This is a genomic window from Terrimonas alba (genome assembly GCF_042434975.1).
In the GTDB taxonomy this organism is placed as follows: domain Bacteria; phylum Bacteroidota; class Bacteroidia; order Chitinophagales; family Chitinophagaceae; genus Terrimonas_B; species Terrimonas_B alba.
Genome location: NZ_JBHMQM010000005.1, coordinates 215777 through 239090, shown reverse-complemented (window position 1 = coordinate 239090; position 23314 = coordinate 215777). Strand labels below are relative to the sequence as shown.

The 23314-nt window shown below is 41.1% G+C and carries 16 protein-coding genes; 10 read left to right on the top strand and 6 right to left on the bottom strand.

What is annotated here, in order from left to right; all coding sequences use genetic code 11:
* The first annotated feature begins 106 nt into the window (after positions 1–106).
* Positions 107–1507, top strand: a complete 1401-nt coding sequence (locus ACFEL9_RS15930) for a Gfo/Idh/MocA family protein (protein WP_385892020.1) — start codon at positions 107–109, stop codon at positions 1505–1507.
* A 348-nt stretch (positions 1508–1855) separates the two neighbouring features.
* Here the strand turns inward: ACFEL9_RS15930 and tamL are convergent, their stop codons facing one another.
* Together tamL and ACFEL9_RS15920 are read right to left on the bottom strand one after the other, a co-directional pair.
* Entirely contained in the window at positions 1856–4117 is a 2262-nt protein-coding gene (gene tamL, locus ACFEL9_RS15925) for a translocation and assembly module lipoprotein TamL (protein WP_385892018.1), read from the bottom strand.
* A 1-nt stretch (position 4118) separates the two neighbouring features.
* Positions 4119–9242, bottom strand: a complete 5124-nt coding sequence (locus ACFEL9_RS15920; RefSeq protein ID WP_385892015.1) for a translocation/assembly module TamB domain-containing protein — start codon at positions 9240–9242, stop codon at positions 4119–4121.
* A gap of 142 nt (positions 9243–9384) precedes the next feature.
* Here ACFEL9_RS15920 and ACFEL9_RS15915 point away from each other — a divergent pair, with 142 nt between their 5' ends.
* Both ACFEL9_RS15915 and ACFEL9_RS15910 read left to right on the top strand, forming a co-directional pair.
* Positions 9385–10434 (top strand): 3-oxoacyl-ACP synthase III family protein, encoded by a 1050-nt coding sequence (locus tag ACFEL9_RS15915; protein WP_385892013.1) that lies wholly within the window; start codon positions 9385–9387, stop codon positions 10432–10434.
* A gap of 98 nt (positions 10435–10532) precedes the next feature.
* Complete coding sequence (locus ACFEL9_RS15910; protein WP_385892010.1) at positions 10533–11432, top strand: diacylglycerol/lipid kinase family protein; 900 nt, start codon at positions 10533–10535, stop codon at positions 11430–11432.
* A gap of 7 nt (positions 11433–11439) precedes the next feature.
* Here the strand turns inward: ACFEL9_RS15910 and ACFEL9_RS15905 are convergent, their stop codons facing one another.
* Complete coding sequence (locus tag ACFEL9_RS15905; protein ID WP_385892007.1) at positions 11440–13668, bottom strand: hypothetical protein; 2229 nt, start codon at positions 13666–13668, stop codon at positions 11440–11442.
* A gap of 69 nt (positions 13669–13737) precedes the next feature.
* A complete protein-coding gene (locus tag ACFEL9_RS15900) occupies positions 13738–14817 on the bottom strand; it encodes a COX15/CtaA family protein (RefSeq protein ID WP_385892005.1) in 1080 nt (359 codons plus the stop codon).
* Between the two features lie 117 nt (positions 14818–14934).
* Between ACFEL9_RS15900 and rnhB the strand changes: the two genes are divergently transcribed.
* Positions 14935–15543, top strand: coding sequence for a ribonuclease HII (gene rnhB / locus ACFEL9_RS15895; protein ID WP_385892003.1), 609 nt, complete (start codon positions 14935–14937; stop codon positions 15541–15543).
* 9 nt (positions 15544–15552) lie between these two features.
* Here rnhB and ACFEL9_RS15890 read toward each other — a convergent pair whose 3' ends face one another.
* On the bottom strand, positions 15553–16161 hold the full coding sequence (locus ACFEL9_RS15890) for an L-threonylcarbamoyladenylate synthase (protein WP_385892000.1): 609 nt from the start codon (positions 16159–16161) through the stop codon (positions 15553–15555).
* A gap of 126 nt (positions 16162–16287) precedes the next feature.
* Between ACFEL9_RS15890 and ACFEL9_RS15885 the strand changes: the two genes are divergently transcribed.
* Together ACFEL9_RS15885 and ACFEL9_RS15880 are read left to right on the top strand one after the other, a co-directional pair.
* Entirely contained in the window at positions 16288–17169 is an 882-nt protein-coding gene (locus ACFEL9_RS15885) for a cupin-like domain-containing protein (RefSeq protein ID WP_385891999.1), read from the top strand.
* Between the two features lie 43 nt (positions 17170–17212).
* The gene (locus ACFEL9_RS15880; protein WP_385891996.1) at positions 17213–17860 is read left to right on the top strand and encodes a GldM family protein; all 648 of its coding nucleotides are present in this window, start codon (positions 17213–17215) and stop codon (positions 17858–17860) included.
* Positions 17861–17866: 6 nt separating this feature from the next.
* On the opposite strand, the gene ACFEL9_RS15875 is transcribed toward ACFEL9_RS15880, so the two are convergent.
* Positions 17867–18895, bottom strand: a complete 1029-nt coding sequence (locus ACFEL9_RS15875; RefSeq protein ID WP_385891994.1) for a 2-oxoacid:ferredoxin oxidoreductase subunit beta — start codon at positions 18893–18895, stop codon at positions 17867–17869.
* Between the two features lie 182 nt (positions 18896–19077).
* On the opposite strand from ACFEL9_RS15875, the gene gnd reads away from it, so the two are divergent.
* The 4 genes from gnd to ACFEL9_RS15855 all read left to right on the top strand — a co-directional run bounded on the left by gnd (position 19078) and on the right by ACFEL9_RS15855 (position 23277).
* The gene (gnd, locus tag ACFEL9_RS15870; protein WP_385891991.1) at positions 19078–20481 is read left to right on the top strand and encodes an NADP-dependent phosphogluconate dehydrogenase; all 1404 of its coding nucleotides are present in this window, start codon (positions 19078–19080) and stop codon (positions 20479–20481) included.
* A gap of 69 nt (positions 20482–20550) precedes the next feature.
* Positions 20551–22077: a glucose-6-phosphate dehydrogenase gene (gene zwf / locus ACFEL9_RS15865; RefSeq protein ID WP_385891989.1), complete on the top strand. Its 1527-nt coding sequence runs from the start codon at positions 20551–20553 to the stop codon at positions 22075–22077.
* A gap of 13 nt (positions 22078–22090) precedes the next feature.
* Positions 22091–22813, top strand: coding sequence for a 6-phosphogluconolactonase (gene pgl, locus ACFEL9_RS15860; RefSeq protein ID WP_385891987.1), 723 nt, complete (start codon positions 22091–22093; stop codon positions 22811–22813).
* A gap of 68 nt (positions 22814–22881) precedes the next feature.
* Positions 22882–23277, top strand: a complete 396-nt coding sequence (locus ACFEL9_RS15855) for a c-type cytochrome (protein ID WP_385891985.1) — start codon at positions 22882–22884, stop codon at positions 23275–23277.
* Positions 23278–23314: the final 37 nt, after the last annotated feature.

Below are 23314 nucleotides of genomic sequence, written 5' to 3'. Positions count from 1 at the left end.
AATTAATAATTTGATGCAGGACCTGTATTAAAATTCTCCTCATTTTTTGGTACGATGATGGTTAGCTAAATAACTTTGTTGGCACTTGTCAGTAAACCTTTACACTATGGATTCATCCCGCTGGTCCAGGCGAAACATATTAAAGCGATTTGGCATTAGCATCGGTACTAGTTTTTTCCCATTTTCTCTTTGGGCAAAAAATGAAACGGGTGAGCCCCTTATTCTTCCCGATAATCCGCTTTATAAGCAATTAGCAAAACCGGTAACGGCTATTGTATTAGGCGCAGGCGCCAGGGGAAATGTGTATGGTGACTACGCCATTGAATATCCTGAGCAATTAAACATCATTGGCGTAGCAGATCCTAATCACCTGCGAAATGAAAGTTTTGCTGTAAAACATACTATTTCCCGGACCAATTGTTTCAACAACTGGAAAGAGGTTTTTTCAAAGCCAAAATTTGCGGATGCCGTTATTATTAGCACCCCGGATCAATTGCATTATGAACCTTGTATGGAAGCTTTGCGGCAAGGCTATGATGTATTGCTGGAAAAACCTATTTCACCCAGTGAAAAGGAATGTCGTGATATTTTAGAACTGACTAAAAAAACCGGCCGTATTGTGGCCGTGTGCCATGTACTGCGTTATGCCCCCTATTTTATCAAACTAAGAGAATTGATTCAATCCGGAACTATAGGCGATATTATCAGCCTGCAGCATTTGGAACCGATCGATCATGTGCACATGAGTCATTCTTATGTCCGCGGCAACTGGCACAATAGCAAGGAAACAACACCCATCATTCTTGCCAAATCATGCCATGATCTTGATGTTTTAAAATGGATGCTGGGAAAAGATTCAAAAAAAATACAGGCCTTTGGCAACCTGAAATGGTTTAAAAAAGAAAATGCACCACAAGGCAGCAAGGAAAGATGTACGGATGGTTGTGGTATCGAAAACAAATGTCCTTATTCTGCATTGAAAATTTATTACCGCGAAAGACAAAGAACATACGTCTTTGATCTGCCAAAAGAAAAGAAAAAGCAGGACGCGGCTATTTTGAACTACCTAAAAACTACCAACTACGGCCGGTGTGTGTATCGAATGGAAAATGATCAATGCGATCATTATACCACGAATATCTTGTTTGATGATGGTATCACAGCCACATTCAATATGGAGGCCTTTACACCATGGGGTGGTCGTCGCACCCGGGTAATGGGAAGCATGGGCTACCTGGAAGGCGATATGAACCAATTTAAGATATATGACTTTCGCACCAATAAATCCAGGATCTATCATACCAAAACAAACGAAGTCAACAACTATAAAAATGAAGGACATGGTGGTGGAGACTGGCGTATGGTATCGGATTGGATACAGGCTGTAGCACAGCATAACCCCAACTTGTTAACCTCCACTATTGATGCTTCCATTGAGAGCCATATCATGTGTTTTATGGCGGAGGAAAGCCGCATTCATCATAAAGTGATGGATATAAGAATGTAAAAGAATTTACCTGTATTTAAAAAACTGATTAAATAAATAAAGACCGGGGATGCCGGCCTTTATCAAATGATCTTACTCAACAGAGCTCAATTTTTTGTCTTCACAGGTATGGATTGATAATAAGATATTGGAAAATCAATTGGTTTTTTCAGTGGAAGGATGGATACGTGATCAACAATACAAAGGTGGTTCATGATTTTTCTTTATTCAAATGATTGGCGCAAAAAATTTACTTTTTACCAGTAAAATGGTAATTCTCCGAAAGCACCTTATCGCCATTTTACGAATTACAGGAGTTAATACAACGATTACCGGTTTACACCAAGCTTTTGCCAGGATGATCGTTCCTTAGAATGGATAGCCAATTCCTAAGTTGAAGATGATATTTTCCTTTCGCCATGCAGAACTCCTAAAATCAAATTGATTAAACACCCAGCGCTTTCCTTGCGGCAGCCAGGGTTTGCGGAAAGGAATGGCCACGTCCAGCCTGACAACAAGGAAGGATATATCAAACCGTAAGCCGACACCACCTCCCACTGCCATTTCCTTCAAAAACTTGCCCGTGAATTTAGCGCCGGGCTTTAATGGCTCATCATTATAAAGCCAGATATTACCGGCATCGATAAACAATGCGCCGTGTAAAAAGCCACTTAACTTTTTTCTCAACTCCGTATTCAGTTCAAGCTTTATATCGCCTGACTGATCGGGCAGGAAAGTGGTAATAGCGGTGTCTTTATAAGTGCCCGGACCGATAAAGCGGCTGCGAAATGCACGGATGCTATTGGTTCCACCCACAAAAAATTGTTTGATATAAGGCAGCTGAAGTGAGTTGCCATAAGGCAGGCCAAAGCCCAGGATAAGTCGGTTGGCCCACACCGCGGTCTTTGACAATTTGCTGTAATAGCGGTTATCTGCTTCCAACCTTATGTATTGAGAAAATGGCGCCTTGAATATCTCCTTTACCTTTCCACTCTTAGCGTCGGCGCCGGACAATAGGCCAGCTACATTTCCTGACAGATCAACATTACCATTGAAATATAAACCACCACTCATGGCAGGCTTCCCCTGCAATTGGTTATAATTGTAGTTATAGTTGGTGCCCAAAATAAACTGCCTTTCTACCGCCTTCAACAATGTTGGGTTATTATCTGCACTGTCTTTATATATATCAGTTATCAAAAGTGGTTGCACATAGTTAATGCTGATGAAATTGAACTGGTGTTCTTTTTGAAGTGTTTGTTGCCAGTTATATCCCAGCCCGGCCCGAAACGATTGCATCGTGTAGAGCTTTTGCTTGGTCAAAAGATCATAGCCTAACAGAAACTTTGTTTTGGGTACGAAGCTGCCCTTTGGATTCAACTTAAGAAAGATAAACCGGGGAACAACGAAGTTTGCTTCAATGCCATAGCGGAAAGTATTAAACCCACGAAACTGGCCACCTGCCTGTACTTCAAACCCGCCGGTCGCATCAACCGTAAAGAGTTCACCACTGCGCAATGTATTCCGGTTGCGCCAACCAATCGTAATTGACGAACCGGTAAGGTTATTTGATTTGGTATTAGCATTAATCTCACCTTTTATCGATTTTTTGGGGAACGGCGTGAGATAATAATAGGCATTGAGTTTTGCCGAATCGATTCCGGGTACGGGTTCAAACCTGTTTTTTACAAACTTGAAAAGATCGAGATTTACCAGCCGGCTGATAGTTTGACCGTGGTCGGTACGGTTATAAACATCACCGGGGTCAAACTGCATGGTTCGTTCAAATAACTTTGGCTTATACAATTTTTGCGAGTCAACAAGATAATAGCCAGCGTAAAACACCGCATAAGCTTTAGATGTGTCACCTGCTGTTGGCCGCAACCGGTAGCGGGGATAAATAAAAACATCATTAATGGTATAAACCTCTCTTGCCTGAACAGGTGTTTCGGGTTTTATTTTTACATACAGGTCCACCTTATGACCTCCAACAGTGCTGTCTGCTTGTATAATCAGAAAGTCAGGATCAAAATAATAAAAGCCTCTTTCTTTCAGATAGGCATCTATTCTTTCTCTCTCTCCTTTGATCACTGCCAGATCAAAAGGATCACCGGCTTTCAAAAAAGTTTTTGCTGACGACTCATTGATCGTTTTTTGCAACACAGCACTTGTATCCTGTATATATTCGACCTTGTTGATAAAATATCTTTCGCCCGCCTGTACTGTGTAAATAGCCCGTCCCCTTTTTCTTTTTACCGTTGTATCTCCCTGCACCTGTGCATGAAAATAGCCGCGATTTTCTAAATTGCTCCGCAACACCTTTACATTATGGTCGATATTTACTGAGCTTAGTAAGACGGGAGGTTCACCCATCTTTTTTCTTAACAGCTTATTGTTGTTGAATAAGAGTTTAAAGGGTATTCCCAATACTCGCTGATTAGGTTTTGGACGGGTAAGTGAAATGAGTTCGCTTCGCAACTCTTTTTTTAAACCTGGTCTTGAGCCCGGCGCTTCCAGGTCAACCGTGGCGCCCATATAAAGTGCATCGCCTGGCGGCACCTTTTTAGTAGCACTGCAAGATGCCAGGATTGAAACAATGATGATACTTATGAAATAATTCCTGCCCCGCATTCTATTGATTATTTGTTGACGTAGTGCTGTCAGCAGCTGCGGCAGCCTTTTGTTGCATTTCCAATTCTCTTTGTTTCCTTCTCTGCTCCCGCCGTTTTTGTCTTTCTCTTACTGAAATAAATATTTCTCTAAAACGGTTATAATCCACGGTAATGATAAATGCCACCCCGGTTTCAATAATATACCCATCGATCACCCCCTGGTATTCGTTCTTCCGATAGGCTCTTAACAAATACCGGTTGTCACGACTTACCCGATAATCAAGGGCGACATTACTGGCGATATTACTGGATTGCTGCCTGGAATTTTGCGGCCCTTCCAGTTCAAAATTGCTTCCTACTGAAACTGTAAGACGATCGTTCAACAATTGCTTGGAAATACCAACATTCAGATCGGTTCTGTCTCTTCGCTGCCCTGTTGTATAATCTTCTGATGACAATACATCAAAATTCAAGTCAACACCAGATATCAGGTCATCTGCCAGGCGATTCAATTGTTCAGTTAAAAGTTTACTTACACTTTGTCTTGCAAATACGGAAGGATTAAGAACTTCGCCACTGCCCTGGAAAGGATTGTCGGCCATAAACCTGTTTAATAAAAGGAGTGAGAAAACCTGTTTATTCATTTCACCAGGATCCTGCCGCAGCTGGTCAAGCCTTGTTCTTACATTCGTAATAATTTCACCGCCTACTACATAACTTTTATTCTCCGGTAAAATGATATCAAAGCTTATCTGCGGCTTCAACAACTCTCCCTCCATTTTCAAATGGACATCGAAAGGAAGTTTCTGCAGGTAGGTATTTCTTTCAAAAGCAGAAGCAGAATCCAATTGATTTTTTACCAAATCAAGCGGGGCCGTGTTGGCGACATATATCGCTTCAATATCAACGGAAGCTTCTGTGGGAGCGCCTTCCCAGATAATTTTGCTTCCTTTTTGAATATTGAACTTGCGGCGAATAAAATTGAAACTAAGATTGTAGGTTCCCTCCTCCAATTCATATGAGCCCGTTAATGTAACCTTACCACTGGGATCAATGCCGCCTACTAATAAGGCTTCTCCTTTTACATTTAAAAAATCACCATTGCCTTCATCAATAATGATATTGAATGCTGCTTCTTTTTCTATTTCGATATTGGTAGTAATATCCATTCCTGTGAAAGAACTTGTGTTTAGCGAATCATACGCCAATAAGAACAAAGAATCATTTACCGGCTGATCCATGTCTACAAACTCTACAATACCTTCACGATCTACTACGCCTGGTTCCTGCTGGGGTATTACTACAGTCATGTTGGTTTTATCGTTCACCACCAGCCGGCCATCGATAGCAGGAGCTTCTTCTGTACCCTTTATCGTCATATTAGTATTAACATACAGTTGTCCATAAAAAAGCTTGTTATCTTTTTTGGTACTGTTTAAAATGCGGAAATCATTTGCCCTTATCCGCATATCAAAATTGTAGTTGATAAAATTATCCGTACCGGCTATACCATCGATCATCAACGAATTGCCGGCGGAATCTTTGACGGCAAACCGGTCAAAGCGAAAACCACCTTCCGTTACATTAATTTTTTCCTGGTCAATGCTGAAGCGGTTATTGAACTGGCTGTAATTAAATTCAGCTTTATTAAAATGAAGGTCACCATTGATGAGCGGCCTTGCCATCGTTCCTTTTACCATAAACTTACCGTTAACAGAGCCTGAGGCTTCTTTGATCATTCCATCGGAAAAAGCCTGGGCAGTTGTCATTGGCAGCTCTTTAATATCCAGTAAAAAATCAAAATTGCTCTCAACCGGTTTTACAAAATAGTCTCCTGTTAGCTTCACGTTATTGCCACGGCCACTAAGCGTAATATCAGCACTATATACATCTGGCTTTTGATTATTGACAAGCAATTTTACATTTCCTACCGTATCCGTTTTTATACTCAGGTCTGTTACGGTTAAATCCCCGATGAATACCGGTTCTTTCGAAAGATCATTAAAGGTGATCTTACCGTTTATTGTTCCGTCAGCAAACGTGGAATCTGTATTGACAAAACCTGTGAGTGTTGCCAGCTTGAATTGATCGAATACCACATCCATCGGTGCATTGGCGCTGGCGGAAACACTGTTGATGGTCAGTTTCTGACCATTTTTACTCAAAATAAAGTTGCTGGCATTTACTCCATCTTTTCCATAAATGATTTTGTTGTTTCCTGCAACAGACCATGTATCATAATTCAATAATAAGCTATCCGGTTTTATGGCAAACTGGTAAATACCGTTGGAGGGTTGTTGAAACAGGCCTTTTATATTGTACTTATCTTTTGCCTGGCTGTCTTTTATATTAAGACTAAAGTCAATGTTATTATTCGCAATCAGTGCATGAACGGTTGTGTTGTCCAATACCATGCTTTTTCCGCTGGAAAAACTTTTTGCAGTCGCTGAAAGCTGGATAGCATTATTGCCCGTACCGGCATTGAGTACAAAATTTCTCAATTTATTAGGGCCGATATCCAATGCAGGAGCTTCTACTTTTGCCGACCATCCTGATTGACTTGAGAAATGGCTTTGTACCGAAACGGAATCGATTCGCTGCAGGGAAGGAACGATCGCCTTTAACGCGGGATTATCCAACACATAAGCGTTTAAGGTGAAATCGTATGGCTGGCTTACTTTGGTAGTATTTACAGGGCCGATTGCAAAATAAGGTTGAATGGCTTGTTGAAAAATAGTTCCTACTTCGGTCAATCGATATTGTCCCTCCAGCTTTGCAGACATAACATCACTTTGTAGCTGCAGGGAATGTCCCTTGTCACTGTGATTAGCCAAGACTTGTATAGTGTCCAATTGTAATCGTTGATTATTTTGAACGATCACTGATTCTGTGACCAGCAACTTACCCTGCAGATCATTGGGATCAGACACCGGGAAGTCGGCATCCACCTTTCCCCTAAAAATAATCGGGGCAGTAGCGAAATGAAGCGGCTGCAATTTTAAACTATCGACCATACCATTCACTTGCAAGGCAGGGAATTCTGTACTAAGATCTGCTGTAGCATTCAACGCAAAATGAATATTAGGATCGGTAATGGCTGCATTTATATTGGCTTTTTGATTAGCAATATCTCCATTGAAGCGGACATCTTTGTAAGTGTATTGATTAATGTATGCTGAATGAATAATTCCATCAAAAGCGGCGTCCACCGTTTTTGGATCAAACCCCATTCCCTTTGCTGTAACGGAAGCTGACACAGGTCCGAACATTTCTTTGTCCTGGATTATTGTTCCTAATTGTAGTGATCTCGTCTCAATTTTCGCATTATAACCTATATGCTTCGGATCGTCTAACTGGCTAAATCTTCCTTTAATTGTTGCATTGCCCAAATCTGTATTGACAGCAAGATCAGTGTTCATTTGTGTGTTATTCCCTTTGATTGCACCATTGGCATTAAACCTGGGCGGAAGTGTAATTGTAGCAGGCAGTATATTTTTGGGAATAAAAAGATCTATGTCTCTTTTTGAACTGCTGATATTGCGGATATTGAGATCAGCCACCATATTTTTCATTGCCGGCAGGCCGCTAATCTTTCCAGCTATATCCACCTTCGTATCTCTCAATCCCTGCAATTGCAGTTCGTCAATATTCAGTTCGTTAATGCGGCCATTGATGCGGCTGTTTACGTACCATACCGCACCAGGATAAGCGAAGGCGGGTTGCTGGCTCAATTCAGGAACGAAGGTCAATACATCTTTTACCAACACTTTGCTATCCTGCAAATCGAAATCAACATACATATTACCAATGTCGTTTTTTAACGATTCCAGTGATGCATAGCGAATGGTGACGGACCTTTTTAACGCCGTGCCGGGTGTTTCCAGGTAAAGATCATGCAGGTGTATCTCTTTATCGGTATAGATAAATTCGGTTTGCAAATCATTCAGGACAAAACCACTTTTCTCCCTAAAACCAGCTTTACTGATTGTAGCGGCCATTGAGTCTACATCGAGCAAAATGTTACTTGCCTTTACTGTTAAAGCATCGGCTTTCAGGTGAGCATAGTCCATTCCCTTCGCCACTTTAGGATTGTTATCATTGTCAAATTGGAAATTGTTATCAGTAATATCCAATGATTTTACCTGTATGCGCCAGCCTGCTTCTACCTGGCTTTTGGCTTCCTGTTTTACTTCTTTGATGACGACCTTGGCTTCTTGCTTTTTACCCAGCCTGATAGAAGTGGTGGATTTATTCAACACAATATTCTCCAGGTTGATGATGCGGTTGTCCAGGTCGATATTGTTTGATTGCACATTTAATCGTCCCATGTCAACCGTTGCATAAGTCGCGGAGACATCGTTTCTGAAATCAAGTTTTATTTTTTCAAGGTTTACTTCACTAAAAGCGAGTTCAAGGGGATTAGGTTGTTTCGCTTCCAGCATGTCTTTGGCTTCAGGCTCCGGTTTTGCCAAGGGTTTTACCTGGTATATCCGGGCTGTTAACCCACTGATATTTGTTTTAGGAACATCAAACAACAACTTTGCAGGATCAAACCTCTTCACTCTTGTATCCAGGTGATCAAGCCAGGCCTCCATATCACTGCCAGTGATCACATCATTGTACAAAACTCTTATCTTGTTCAATTCAACATAGCCTATATTAATAGCAGTAGCAGAAGTAGTATCAGCACTAGTTGCGGGTGAAGAACTTTTTGTAGCAAAGGCATCGATAATAAACTGGAAATTAAAAACGGTGTCGGGCAACTGTCTTTTTACTTTAGCGGTAATGTTATTTAATGAAACACTCCTGATATCAACCTCGTTTTTGGTAATCAACCGCCAGATGTTTAGATCTGCCTTTATTTTTTCACCGGAAAGCAATGTATCCTTTTGACGGTCTTCTACATAAATATTTTCCAGTACAATATTTTTAGGTAAGCCAATGTAAATTCTTCCTACTTCAATCCTGGTATCCAGCGTATTCTCCAGGTAGGTGACAACTTTTTTCCGGATAAAGCTTTGAACAGGGGGAGTCAGTATTAAAATAAAAACTAGCAGGATGAGGAAAAAAATCCACATCACAGTTTTCAACACAAATTTGCTGACACGCTTCCAGGTCTTTTGCTTTACTCGTTGTTCCTGCATTTACTACAAGCTTATACTATACCATAAGGATGTTATTCTAAGATTAGAAAATATCGTGCTATAAATGTTGCGGGTGCAGCGATTCGCAGTGAAACAGGTACAATTTGCCCGTATTTGCTAAATTGCTCTAAATAAGCTCGTCATGCCCCGTTCCAGGATTGCCGGTATAGGAATGTATGTTCCATCGAATGTTGTTACCAACAATGATCTCACAAAATATATGGACACCAGTGATGAATGGATACAGGAAAGGACTGGTATAAAAGAAAGAAGATATGCTGATCGCACCCGGGAAACAACTGCTACCATGGGTATTGAGGCATCAAAAATTGCGATTGAAAGGGCGGGTATTACGCCACAGGATGTTGACTTTATCGTCTTTGCCACCTTATCACCCGATTATTATTTTCCTGGTTGCGGCGTATTGCTGCAACGGGCCATGAAGATGAAAGAGATCGGCGCTTTGGATGTAAGAAATCAATGCAGTGGCTTTATTTATGCCCTCAGCGTAGCCGATCAGTTTATAAAGACAGGTATGTATAAAAACATCCTGGTGATAGGTAGCGAAAAACATTCTTTTGGCCTCGACTTTAGCACCCGCGGCAGAAATGTATCAGTGATATTTGGCGATGGCGCCGGAGCGGTAGTATTACAACCAACAGATACACCTAACCACGGCATTCTGAGCACTCACCTGCACAGCGATGGAGAAAGTGCCGAGATACTGGCGATGTTTAATCCCGGTACACATGCAAACCATTGGACCAATGAATCGCTAGCCGATTTTAACAAGGCTGAAATTGGCGATATGTTCATGAGTCATTCTATGATTGACAAAGCGCAAAACTTTCCCAATATGGATGGCCCCACCGTTTTTAAAAAAGCCGTTGTAAAATTTCCCGAAGTAATTATGGAGGCATTAACGGCCAATAGCCTTCAGCCCGCCGATATAGGTGTCCTCATCCCACACCAGGCCAATCTTCGCATCGCCCAATTTGTGCAGCAAAAATTGGGATTAAAGGATGACCAGGTGTACAATAACATTGATAAATACGGCAACACCACGGCGGCATCCATTCCGATTGCCTTATGTGAAGCCTGGGAGCAAGGAAAAATACAGGAAGGCGACCTGGTTTGCCTGGCAGCCTTCGGCAGTGGATTCACCTGGGGTAGCGCATTGATCAGGTGGTAGTTCATCAATTGAAAAACTGAGATAGTCTTCTGTTTATTATTACTGGTGCAATTCATTTGTGAGAAGTACATTTGTGCCCTCTTGATCTAAGAAAAAGAATGCAGCAGCGTATTATCTATATTATCAATCCTATTTCCGGAACCCGAACCAAAAAAGATCTCCAGCAATTTGTTGAACAAAAAACAAAAGAAAAGGGAATTCCCTATCATATATTTCCATCAGTAGCAAGTGGTGATTATTCCTTTCTTCAATCCATTATTAAAGAAGAAAAAATTACAGATGTAGTAATAGCCGGTGGCGATGGTACAGTAAGCCAGGTGGTAAGCAGCCTCATGAATGAAGATGTAAACTTTGGTATTATCCCCTGCGGATCCGGCAATGGCCTGGCATTGGCAGCAAAAATTTCCAAACAACCGGCTAAGGCACTCGATGTCATTTTCAGTGGTAAGGCATCAGCTATTGACGGCTTTTATGTCAACAAACAATTTGCTTGTATGCTTTGCGGGGTAGGTTTTGATGCCAAAGTGGCGCATGAATTTGCCCATCAACCCAAACGGGGATTAAAAACCTATGCGACGCTTGTCAGCAAAAATTTTTTCTCCATTTCTCCTTACGAGTTTTCTATTGAAAGCAATGGAATGGAGTTCTCGACCGAAGCATTTTTTATCAGCATTGCCAATAGCAACCAGTTTGGCAATAATTTTACCATCGCCCCAAAAGCCCTGCTGGCTGATGGCCTGCTGGATATCGTGATCGTAAAAAAATCAGCAAAGCCAATATTGTTGTACAACCTGGTAAAACAAATATTTGCCGGTAAATTAAAAAAGGTAGAGAGCTCCCTGGATCAGCCTATTATTTATTTTCAAACCAAGGAGATTGTTATCAAAAATAAAAGCCATGCGCCTATGCACATTGATGGTGATCCTGCAGAAACTCCTGAAAAACTAAAAATTGAAATCAGGAAGAAATGTTTCAGGCTGATACAGCCGTTGAATTAAAAACATTCTATTGAATATTTAATAATCGCTTTAGCTCCCTGAAACTCCTGGCATTTGCAGAAGAGTTAACTGATATAGTAATGTCCTTTTTCTCCCTTTTACTAAGGTGAAAGTTTAGCGCCGCTTTGTTCTCTTCATTATCCGAAGCATACTGGAATAAAACTTTGTGAACGGTTCTGCCCGGATGTTCGCTATAGTAGCTCAGCATATCGTTTTGAAAATATTCCATCATTTTAAACCAGTTGTGCTGCAGCAACAAAAACGGTTTGGTTGCATGATCGGTAATATCATCTGACATATATGGGAATTCCCAGCCACCGGGACTGCGATCTCTTATTTGTATAATTAAAACGCCACTGGTATTTTCTTTTATCCAGCCATCGAACGCTTCCAGGAAGCGGAGTGATGTTTCCTGGCCATAATTATCACGCAGGCCGGCATCCATTACATCTATTACCGGGTTAGACGGCAGCCATACATTCGGTAACACAACGGGGAATGTTGCATTCATACGAAGTGCCGTAAGAATTCTCAAATTGTAAGGATCCTGGTTTTTAAAAAAAGCACCAAAGTCAATTACATCAGGATCCATTTCGGGTATGCGACTGGTATCCTGCCAGCCCTGCATCATAAAACTTACGGGCTGAGTACTGATGATGAGTTTACGACTATCTCGTGTTACTACGGAATTATAAAAGATCAATGGAATATTTGCCTCCTTTTCATCGGCCGCATAGTCTTTTATTTGCTTATTGAGAACTCCCCTGGTGTTCATGTTAAGCTTCTGTTCAAAAGCATATCCCCTGTCTTTAACATAGGTATAATCGTTTACTTTAAACTTTTGTGCAGGTGCAATAAGATCTCTTGCCACAAATGAAGAGAATAAAGGATTTAACACATCACTGGCAATATCATCCACGTATTTTTCATCCTGCAGGTTAATGGCTTTTCCGTTTAATCGTTGTAAAAACAATTCGCGGAAATAAGTAGCACCGATCATACCACCTGATGCACCATTGATAAGAAAGATTTTTTTCATGATGGCGCCATGCGTAAGACTGTCCAAATGTTGTAACATGCTCATGGTGAATGTGGCGCTCCGATGACCACCGCCGCTGGTGTTTAACAACACCAATAAAGGTTTTGCACTATCCTGTTTCATTTTCCATTTTTCCAAAATGCTGATCATATTCTGACGATCAGCTTCTACCTTTTCCCTGGTACATAAGGTCATTAAGCCTCCCTTTGAATAAGAAGGCCTTTCTTTTTTATTTTGATAATTGATTCCATAGGCTTTGTTGCGTGGATCAATCCAGTCCTTTTTATAAAAAAAATTCAGCGCAATCAGCAACAATAAAAGATAGGGAATGCTCCAGCTCTGCAAAAAGTAAGAAAATGCACCCGCTACGCCGATAAGAATGGAAAAGAAAATCGTAATACTGGCTGCGGCGGGGATCTGAAAAAAAGGTGAGTCCAGAAAAAAGCCGATACCGATCAACAGTATAAAGGCAAAAAACACACACATGATGGCTGCAAAGTGATGCCGCTTGAACAAAGATTCTACAAACTGTGGCGTGTAGTGCCTTACGTCTCTTGTTGGCCGCAAACGAACAGGTGAGTCAAAATACCATTCTACATGAATAAGACTTTCATCATAAGAAACTTCTTTTGCAGGCCTAAGATGAGTGATGTATTCACCTGGATTGTTGATAACCGGCATCATCCGTCTTAAGATCGACTTATCGGCCCGGAAAAAATAAATAAACGAAATGGCCAACACCAGGGCAAGGCCACTGATAAATCCGCCGGCTAAAAAAAGAATCTCCACATTTGAAGTCAGTTCTTTGTACCGGGTAAACTTGTACGCATTAAAAAAATAGAATAGGATAAAAAGAATAGGAATAACCGAGTTATTAATGCAATACTTCAAAAACGGATTGGTGGTGGCAGCCAAAAATCTGAAGTTCCGGCTGAACAAAACAAACGTACTGATATTCCAGCTCATGATAAACATGCCTATCGACGCACCCACCAGTGCCGCACTTATTGAATTCACATTGCCGAGGTATTCCGGTGCCAGGTAAAGTGAGTCGGCGCCGAATGTATTCATGAAACTACTGTTCACAACCGCAAAAAGAATAACCCAAAAAAGTAATAAGACCTGGTATTTCCTGAAGTGCAGGAATAAAAGTTGAATAGGAAATGAATAATAAAAGCCTCTTAGCCAAACTTTCATGAAAAAGTTAACTGGTGATGCTTAAAAATACTATTTAAAGCCAGCAATGCAAACAGGCTTTTCTCTAATTTATGTTAAACGATTTTTCTCACTACGAATGATAAAAAACATCCACAGCAACGCTAATAGTAACAACATGGCAACAAATTGATGAGCCACAGCCAGCCAGAGAAAGCTGTATTGATAAGGTGAATATAAAACAGATAATATTCCAAGTATAACCTGCACAAGCACTAAAAGCAACGGCAAAATCCTTGTTCTGCTCAATAAATAAGCAGTCTTTATTTTAAACGCCTGCCAGCTCCATATAAATAAAAGAATAGTGATGATGTAAGCGAGATTGCGATGGATAAAATGAATGACTAAAGGGTGGTCCACTAAAAAGCGAATGCCAGCAAACTCACGATTGCCAAATGAATGAATATTAACGGGCCACCATACGCCATTCATAGACGGCCAGGTAGGTGCAGCAGTTGCTGCCTTCAGCCCGGCCATAAAGGCACCGTATATTAATTGCAAGGTCAGTAAAGCGATCAACCAGCCGGTGAAGCTTCTTAATTTGCTATCGTAGGTGATTTGAGAGGCAGGTACTAATAATTTTAATGCAAACCATAATGTGTAACATAAAAGAACCAGGGCAAAAATGAAATGAATCGCCAACTTATAATGGCTTACATATAATAACTCCGAATCATCCAATCCACTTTGCACCATGATCCAACCCACAAGCCCCTGCAATCCACCTAATAAAAACAGGATGATCAGCGGCCGGATCATTTCCCTTTTAAATCTTTTTTGAATAATGAAAATAATAAAAGGGATAATAAAAACTACACCGATCAATCTTGCCCAAAGCCTGTGAAACCATTCCCAGAAAAAAATAAATTTAAAATCAGCAAGAGTGAAATGGTAGTTGAGGTATTTATATTGCGCAATCTGTTGATATTTCTCAAAAGCAGCCATCCAGTCCTGTTCATTCATGGGCGGTAAGGCTCCCATAATAGGCTTCCATTCTGTAATGGAAAGGCCGGAACCAGTTAACCTAGTTATTCCTCCCAGCAATACCTGGATGATAATCATAAAAACGCCGGTGAGCAGCCAGATCGCTACGGGGCGTGAAGAACGGGGTTGCGTTAGTTCATTATGCATAGCGGGTGCAAAGGTAGTTCTGTTGGTTTGCGAAGGGCAATTTTTGTGGAATAATATTTAACGCTATTTGTCCGAATTACAGGTAGGCTGGTTTATTTTCGCCTTGACTTTTTGACGATGCTGAAATCATTCTACCAGGACGTTTTAATTGAAGCAGGCTGTGACGAAGCGGGACGCGGCTGCTTTGCAGGACCGGTGTTCGCCGCGGCAGTTATTTTACCAAAAGATTTTTGTCATCCTTTGTTGGATGATTCAAAAAAGCTGACAGTAGAAGAACGAAATGAATTGCGCCCTGTCATAGAGCAGCAGGCTATCAGCTATGCCGTGTCGTTTGTTGACAACAACGAAATCGATACCATCAATATTTTAAAAGCTTCTTTTAAAGCAATGCACCTGGCGATTGCTCAATTAACACAGCGACCCGGTTTATTGCTGATTGATGGTAACCGTTTCACAACTTATCCCAAAATACCACATCATTGCATTATTAAAGGCGATGGGGAGTATGCCAGTATTGCTGCGGCCAGCGTCCTGGCCAAAACTTACAGGGATGAATATATGGAGCAGTTGCATGATGAATTTCCTGTTTATCATTGGAAGAACAACAAGGGTTACGGTACCCCTTTTCACCGCAATGCCATTGAAGAACATGGACTGTGTAAATATCACCGCAAAAGCTTCCGGCTGATGTCGGAACAATTTGAACTTTTTGATGAAGAGGATTAAACAATTACACTATCCATTCCACTCCCCCAAACCTTCTCTTATCACTATTGGCTCAGTTCCTGTACAATCAACAACTGTCGATGGAACAATGCCGCCAATACCGCCGTCAATGACCATGTCAACTTCCCGCATAAAATTTTCGTGCATTATTTCAGGGTCTGTATAATCCTCTACCATTTCTCCTGGTAACGATGCGCTCAGTATTGGCCGACCCAATTGATTAATGATAGCCTGGGCAATATTATTTGCCGGAATACGTAATCCGATCGTGTCTTTTTTACTTTGCAAAATTTTCGGAACCATTTTACTGGCAGGCAAAATAAAAGTGTAAGGACCGGGCAGGTATTCCTTCAACAATCGGTAAGTGACCGTGGAAAGTTGCTTGGCATAGTCACTTAAATGACTCAGGTCGGAACAGATAAAAGAAAGCTGAGCTTTTTTAGGGTCTACATTTTTTATCCGGCAAATTCTTTCAATCGCTCTGTGTTGCAAGATATCGCAACCAAGACCATATATAGTATCGGTTGGATATATAATAACTCCTCCTCTTTCTAAACTTTCAACGACAGTCTTAATTTGCCTGGGTTGCGGATTTTGTGGATGAATGTGCAATAACATAGATTGAAACAACAATTAACCTTTACATCACATAAAGCTACAAGTGTTTTGCGAAATATGTTAATTGATCAGGAGCCGACACTTTATATTTACCCTTAATTTTATCTTTGTTAAAACGTCACTGTTATGCTTTTAAAGCCGGTGGTTACGGTCGATTCTATTGAGCCTGGAGTTTTTAAAAAAGATTTTTATCAACCAGGTGCCCCAATAGTAATAAAAAATCTTGCGCAAGAGTGGCCTGCTTATACCAAGTGGAACTGGGATTATTTCAAAGAATTGGTTGGCGATAAAAGAGTTCCTCTTTATAACAATATTAAAAGCGATGCCTACACGCCGATCAATAAGGCGGATGACTATAAAACATTTGGCGAGTATATTGATATGATCCGAAAAGGACCTGCCGGCTGGCGAATATTCCTGTTTAATATTTTTGATCATGCACCTCAGCTGATCGATGATTTTACGTGGCCCGAACACCTGATGAAGGGCTTTGTAAAAAAATACCCTATGCTTTTTACCGGCGGCGCTACCAGCATTACACATATGCATTTTGATATTGACATGTCACATATTTTGCATACGCAGTTTGCCGGCAGAAAAAGAGTGCTGATGTTTCCGTTTAAAGAACAATACAAATTGTACCGAAAGCCTTTTGAAGTATTAAGCCTCGCTGATTTTTCTCATTATTATGAAGGCAATGGTTCCCCGGATTATACACGATTCCCTGCTTTAAAATTGGCTGAAGGTTTTGATTTCATCCTCGAACCGGGCGATACCTTATTCATGCCGGCCGGTTATTGGCATCATATGGAATATCTTGACAGCGGATTTGCGATGAGTTTACGGGCACTGCATCCATCATTGAGCGGCAAATTAAAAGGAGCCTGGAATTTATTTGGCATGCGCAGCATTGATACCCTGATGAAAAAGACAATGCCGGGGTGGTGGTATGAAAATAAAAAGAGAAAGATTTTTGAAAATGCGGAGAGAGAAATATCGAATGCTTGACAATTTGATATAAGGCATAGCGTTAATTCTCTTAAACGCTCTCATGAATAGAGCTCTTATTTTAAATCTATTTGTTCTTCTCATTCATCTGACTGCTTATTCGCAAAAGACTTCAATTTCTGTCATGTGGCCGACTTCTACTGCCGTCTATCTGGGAGCTGATAACAACTTAATGTGTATAGTTGAAGGAGTTTCTTGTGACTCTGGGATTCTTTTCACCGATAATGGCGCTATAACAAAAGAGTCTTGTAACTATTATACTTTCAAGCCAGACAAGGTAGCAGATTCAAAAATTATTGTGTCCAAAAAAATAGGAAAGAAGATTCGAAAGATTGGTGAATTTTATCTTCCAGTAAGAAATCTGCCTGATCCTGTCGCAATAGTAGGTGGATTGTATGGCGGATCGATAACAAAAGGAGCTTTAAACGTACAACAAGGAGTAGGAGCAAGCCCGCCTCCTCATTTATCAATAAATATTAAGTATTCGGTTAAAAGCTACTCAGTAACGATAATAAAAAACAAACAACTGATCTTCTTCAAAAGCTGTGAAGGAAATTTGTTCAATGAGGAGATTTATAACGCATTTAAGAACCTCCAAAAAGATGACGTGGTTTTATTCTCTTCCATTATTGTACAACTGCCCGATGGTCAACAAACTTTGGCAAAACCATTTGAGTTAAAAATTGAATGATGCCATTTACTGTATCGTCCAAACTTCTTTTCCTCTTAATAGTTTATCTAAATCAGCTGGTTTGCCGGCAACAGCATTTTCCAGTTGCAATTGCATTTGATCCTCGTAGCAAGGTCTGTCATTCTGATAAAATACGCCAAATGGTCTTGGCAAATGACCTTCCATTTTGGGATCATCAAAAATGCGGGTCAATATCTGGGCTTTATAAATATCTTTTTCATCATGCACCCACAGATCATCAGCACTGTGACCATTGTTGAGGTCCACCACTTTGGGTGTAAATCCATCCAGCTTAATCCCCTTATCACTCGCAGCACCGAAGACAAGCGGCTTGCCTTGTTCTAAAAACAGCGTTTCCTGTGCCTTGCTGCTTTTTTCAGTAAAAATTTCAAAGGCTCCGTCATTAAAAATATTGCAGTTTTGATATATCTCGAGAAAAGAAGCTCCCTTATGCTGGTGAGTCCTAAGCAGCATGGCCTGTAAATGTTTCGGATCACGATCCATGGTGCGGGCCACGAAACTGGCATCAGCACCCATCGCCAGTGCCAAAGGATTAAAAGGATGGTCAATGCTTCCAAACGGGGTTGACTTGGTGACCTTATTCTCCTCGGAAGTAGGAGAGTATTGTCCTTTTGTCAATCCATAAATCTGGTTGTTGAATACTAAAAGGTTCACGTTGAAATTGCGGCGTAGCAAGTGAATAGTGTGATTGCCGCCAATGCTGAGGCTATCCCCATCACCGCTTACAATCCACACACTCAGTTCCGGTCGACTGGCTTTTAATCCCGACGCAATAGCTGTGGCACGACCGTGGATCGAATGCATGCCATAGGTATTCATATAATAAGGGAACCGGCTGCTACATCCAATACCTGAGACAATTACAATATTTTCTCTTGGAATTCCAAGGGTCGGCATCACTTTCTGAACCTGTGCCAAAATAGAATAATCACCACATCCGGGGCACCATCTTACTTCCTGGTCGGTTGCGAAATCTTTAGCGGTTAGGGTTGGGGCTGTAATCACATCACTCATAACAAAATAAAATATTGGGGTGTAAAATTAATGAATATTAACCAAGGGAATCAGTTAAATGCGATTTATGAGGTACCATGACCGTTAAATCTATCGATTAGGCCGAAAAACAAACATACGTAACCCTGTCACGAGAAGCTTTTTACAATTTGTGCCTAACTTGCGACCCTAATTTTAGTAATATGGCATCTTACGATTTCGGTATGGTAGGCCTGGGTACTATGGGCCGCAACCTTTTGTTAAATATTGCAGATCATGGATTTTCGGCGATTGGCTTCGATAAAGATGCCGCAAAAACGAGACTACTGGAAGATTCAGCCACGGAAGGCACTACCGTAAAAGGCGTTAACTCCATGGAGGAGATGATTGCTGAACTTAAAAGCCCCCGGAAAATTATGTTACTTGTACCGGCAGGGCCAATAGTCGATTCAGTGATTAAGGACTTACTGCCCCTATTACAAGAGGGTGATATTATTATCGATGGCGGCAACTCCCATTTCACCGATACCCTTAACCGGGTAAAATATGTAGAAGATAAAAAAATTCATTTCATGGGAATGGGTGTCAGTGGCGGTGAAGAAGGCGCAAGACGGGGCCCGAGTATTATGCCGGGGGGAGATGTAGAAGCATGGGACCATGTAAAACCTATTCTTGAAGCAGTATCAGCTAAAGTAAATAATGAGCCCTGTGTAGCTTATATGGGTAAAAATGCTGCGGGCCACTATGTAAAAATGGTGCATAATGGTATTGAATATGCCATCATGCAAATGATCAGTGAGGTTTACGATTTTATGAAACGTGGCCTGGAACTCAGTAATGACGAGATGCATACTGTTTTTACAAAATGGAATGACGGCGAATTGCAGTCGTTCCTGGTTGAAATAACCGCAGCCATCTTTCCTAAAAAGGATGAGCTGACCGGCAATAGCCTCGTTGATATTATTTTGGATAAAGCCGGTTCAAAAGGTACCGGTAAATGGACCTCGCAGGAAGCAATGAACCTGCCCGTGCCGTTACCAACCATTGATATGGCGGTTGCCATGAGAGATATTTCAGGCTATAAGGATGAAAGGGTGCAAGCCGCCGCCTTGTACAAGCCTAAGACGAAAAGCTTTGTCAGCAATAAAGAAAAACTGTTGCTGCAACTACATGATGCCTTATACGCCGCTACTTTAATTGCTTATGCACAAGGATTCTCGATGCTTCACAAAGCATCAGTAGAAAGACAAATGGATATCCCGATGAAAGATGTGGTGAAAATATGGCGGGGCGGCTGTATTATTCGTTCAGCGCAGCTGGAAATTTTTACAGCTGCATTTAAAAAGAATTCCTCTCTGGTTAATATTTTACTGGATAAAAAAATCGCCGCTATCGTTAAAAAGAAACAGGCCGGGTTAAGGAAAATGGTGCAACAATTTGCGGCAGCAAGAATTCCTGCGGCAGGGCTAATGAGTGCTCTTGCTTACCTGGATGCATATACCAGTGAGCGAATGGCGACAAACCTGATACAAGCCCAGCGGGATTTTTTTGGCGCCCATACGTACCAGCGCATTGACAAGGAAGGGAGCTTTCATACTGAATGGTGAAAAACCGGATGTAATGAGTAACCGGCAACTGTTCATAACATGATTTGAGATTCTAATACTTATTGATAAATGGAAAAGAAAACAAATTTACCCCCTACTATACTTTTTATTTTCGGCGGCAGTGGTGATCTCGCCAATCGCAAGCTTATACCAGCTATTTACAATCTTTATCTCGACGAACAACTCCCTGAAAAATTTATGGTGATCGGAGTTGGTCGTACACCTTTTCCAAACATTGACGATTACCGAAATAAACTCCTGGATGGAATCAAGCAGTTTTCACGGCGCAAAGAAAAGATAGAAGAAAAGTGGCCTTCTTTTGCACCACTTATTTCTTATCACGTAATGGATCTTACCAATGACGAGTCGTATAAAAAAATGTATGAATGGGCCAACGAGAAGAATAAGGAATGGGGTGTGATGCCTAATCTTTTATTTTATCTCGCCGTAGCTCCACAGCTTGCTCCTTCTATTGCTAAAAAGCTATCAGAGCAAAAAATTTGCGATGACTCGCAGCATACCCGGATTGTTTTTGAAAAACCATTTGGACACGATCTGAAAAGTGCACATGATCTGAACCAGTTGTTGAGTGGCATGTTCAAAGAAGAGCAGATATTCCGTATCGATCACTACCTGGGTAAGGAAACAGTGCAGAATATCCTTGCTTTCCGTTTTGCCAACGCCATGTTTGAACCTATCTGGAACAATCATTATATTGACCATGTACAAATAACAGCTGCTGAAACGGTTGGCGTAGAAGACAGAGGTGGTTATTATGAACAGGCGGGAGCCTTAAGGGATATGGTTCAAAACCACGCTTTACAATTGCTTTGTATGATCGCCATGGAACCGCCCACTTCATTCGATTCAAATGAAATAAGAAATAAAAAAGTGGATGTGCTGACAGCGATCCGCAAAATCAGTACGGAAGATGTGCATGAAAATGCTGTCCGCGGTCAGTATGCGGCAGGATGGATAAAAGGACAGGAAGTTCCAGGCTATCAGCAGGAAAAAAGTGTTGCGACAAATTCACCCATCGAAACATTTGTAGCTGCTAAATTCTATGTAGATAACTGGCGTTGGAAAAATGTTCCTTTCTATATCCGAACCGGTAAACGAATGCATGAAAAGACAACTTCCATTACCATTCAATTTAAAGAAGCTCCTCATTATTCATTTCCGCCGGAAGCTGCAGATACCTGGCGGCCAAACAGGCTGACATTTAGTATTCAACCGCAAATGGATATCCGCATCCGCTTCCAGGCCAAGCGACCCGGCACAGAAATGGTGTTGAACCCTGTTGACATGGTATTTAGCTATAAGGACACGTTTGATGACCAGGAGCCGGAAGCTTACGAAACATTATTGGAAGATGTGATTGAAGGAAACCAAACTTTGTTCATGCGAGCCGACCAGGTAGAAGCCGCGTGGGAAGTGATTACGCCTTTATTAGAGGCCTGGCAGAAACGGCCACCAGTAGATTTTCCTAACTATGGCCCCAATAGCTGGGGACCCGAAGATTCCGATGCCCTGATAGCCCGTGATGGACATTTTTGGGCTAATTTTCCTATCCAAAAAAATGACACTTCTAAATAGTAAATAGATAGCTATGCATAAGTACTTGTCAAAAAACAGTGATGAGCTAAGTGAAAAAGCGGCGGAATGGATGGTTGAGTATATAAATGATGTATTGAAAAAACAGGACCGTTTTACGATTGCATTGTCCGGAGGCAGCACACCCAAAAAACTATACAAACTATTAGCCTCTGACAAATACAAGAATGAGATTGACTGGAGCAAACTCCATTTTTTCTGGGGGGACGAACGCTTTGTTCCTTTTGAAGATGAAAGAAACAATGCAAAAATGGCGTATGATGAGCTGTTAAACCATGTCCCGGTCAGTAACGAAAACATTCATATAATGAAGACAGATGGATTGAAGCCAGAAGAGTCCGCTGCTGATTATGAAAAATTATTGCATCAATATTTTGACGACAAACTTAACTCCTTTGATCTCGTTTTACTTGGACTAGGCAACGATGCTCACACCCTGTCTTTGTTTCCCGGATATAATCATGTAAGAGAAAATAATAAATGGGTTTTAAGTTTTTATTTGAAAAAGCAGGACATGTACCGTATCACCCTCACTGCTCCCATAGTTAATATGGCGTCAAGGGTGGCTTTCTTAATTAGCGGTGGTGATAAAGCTGCTTCGTTGTATCATGTTTTGGCAGGTGAGCATGATCCTGAACTTTACCCAGCCCAGATTATTCAGCCTTTCAATAGTGAGCTATATTGGTTTTTAGATGAAGCCGCAGCTGCAGATTTATAGATAAAAAATTGTGGGGGCTGTCAACCAAGTTAAAAAGTGGATCGTCACTTGTTATACACCCCGGTCATATGATCATAAAAAAACAATTCATTATAGTTTTTTTGTTGATGGCTCTGGTTACAGCGGGAGTAGCGGCCGTAAGCTTCCCAAAGCCAAAACATAAAAATCTGAAAATACTACCACAGGACATCAGTGAAGCTATGCTGGATAGTATCATGGAATCTTATACAAAGGCGTTGGGAGTGAGTTGTAAGTTTTGCCATGTTCCTTTAAAAAATTTTCCTGACAGTTTAGATTTTGCGTCTGATGATGAACCCATGAAAGAAAATGCCCGGAAAATGATGCGAATGACTATCCACCTTAACAAAACCTATTTCAACTTTGACACTGCTACAAGACCTGAATATCTAAAGCTGGTCAATTGCAAAACTTGTCATCGCGGCGAACCTTACCCTGTAGATTGATGAAGATATAATACCTGATTTGCTAATCACATAAAAA

Bases quoted from the DNA above. Each gene is read 5' to 3' on its own strand.
- ACFEL9_RS15930 (WP_385892020.1), top strand. From the start codon at position 107: ATGGATTCATCCCGCTGGTCCAGGCGAAACATATTAAAGCGATTTGGC.
- tamL (WP_385892018.1), bottom strand. From the start codon at position 4,117: ATGCGGGGCAGGAATTATTTCATAAGTATCATCATTGTTTCAATCCTG.
- ACFEL9_RS15920 (WP_385892015.1), bottom strand. From the start codon at position 9,242: ATGCAGGAACAACGAGTAAAGCAAAAGACCTGGAAGCGTGTCAGCAAA.
- ACFEL9_RS15915 (WP_385892013.1), top strand. From the start codon at position 9,385: ATGCCCCGTTCCAGGATTGCCGGTATAGGAATGTATGTTCCATCGAAT.
- ACFEL9_RS15910 (WP_385892010.1), top strand. From the start codon at position 10,533: ATGCAGCAGCGTATTATCTATATTATCAATCCTATTTCCGGAACCCGA.
- ACFEL9_RS15905 (WP_385892007.1), bottom strand. From the start codon at position 13,668: ATGAAAGTTTGGCTAAGAGGCTTTTATTATTCATTTCCTATTCAACTT.
- ACFEL9_RS15900 (WP_385892005.1), bottom strand. From the start codon at position 14,817: ATGCATAATGAACTAACGCAACCCCGTTCTTCACGCCCCGTAGCGATC.
- rnhB (WP_385892003.1), top strand. From the start codon at position 14,935: ATGCTGAAATCATTCTACCAGGACGTTTTAATTGAAGCAGGCTGTGAC.
- ACFEL9_RS15890 (WP_385892000.1), bottom strand. From the start codon at position 16,161: ATGTTATTGCACATTCATCCACAAAATCCGCAACCCAGGCAAATTAAG.
- ACFEL9_RS15885 (WP_385891999.1), top strand. From the start codon at position 16,288: ATGCTTTTAAAGCCGGTGGTTACGGTCGATTCTATTGAGCCTGGAGTT.
- ACFEL9_RS15880 (WP_385891996.1), top strand. From the start codon at position 17,213: ATGAATAGAGCTCTTATTTTAAATCTATTTGTTCTTCTCATTCATCTG.
- ACFEL9_RS15875 (WP_385891994.1), bottom strand. From the start codon at position 18,895: ATGAGTGATGTGATTACAGCCCCAACCCTAACCGCTAAAGATTTCGCA.
- gnd (WP_385891991.1), top strand. From the start codon at position 19,078: ATGGCATCTTACGATTTCGGTATGGTAGGCCTGGGTACTATGGGCCGC.
- zwf (WP_385891989.1), top strand. From the start codon at position 20,551: ATGGAAAAGAAAACAAATTTACCCCCTACTATACTTTTTATTTTCGGC.
- pgl (WP_385891987.1), top strand. From the start codon at position 22,091: ATGCATAAGTACTTGTCAAAAAACAGTGATGAGCTAAGTGAAAAAGCG.
- ACFEL9_RS15855 (WP_385891985.1), top strand. From the start codon at position 22,882: ATGATCATAAAAAAACAATTCATTATAGTTTTTTTGTTGATGGCTCTG.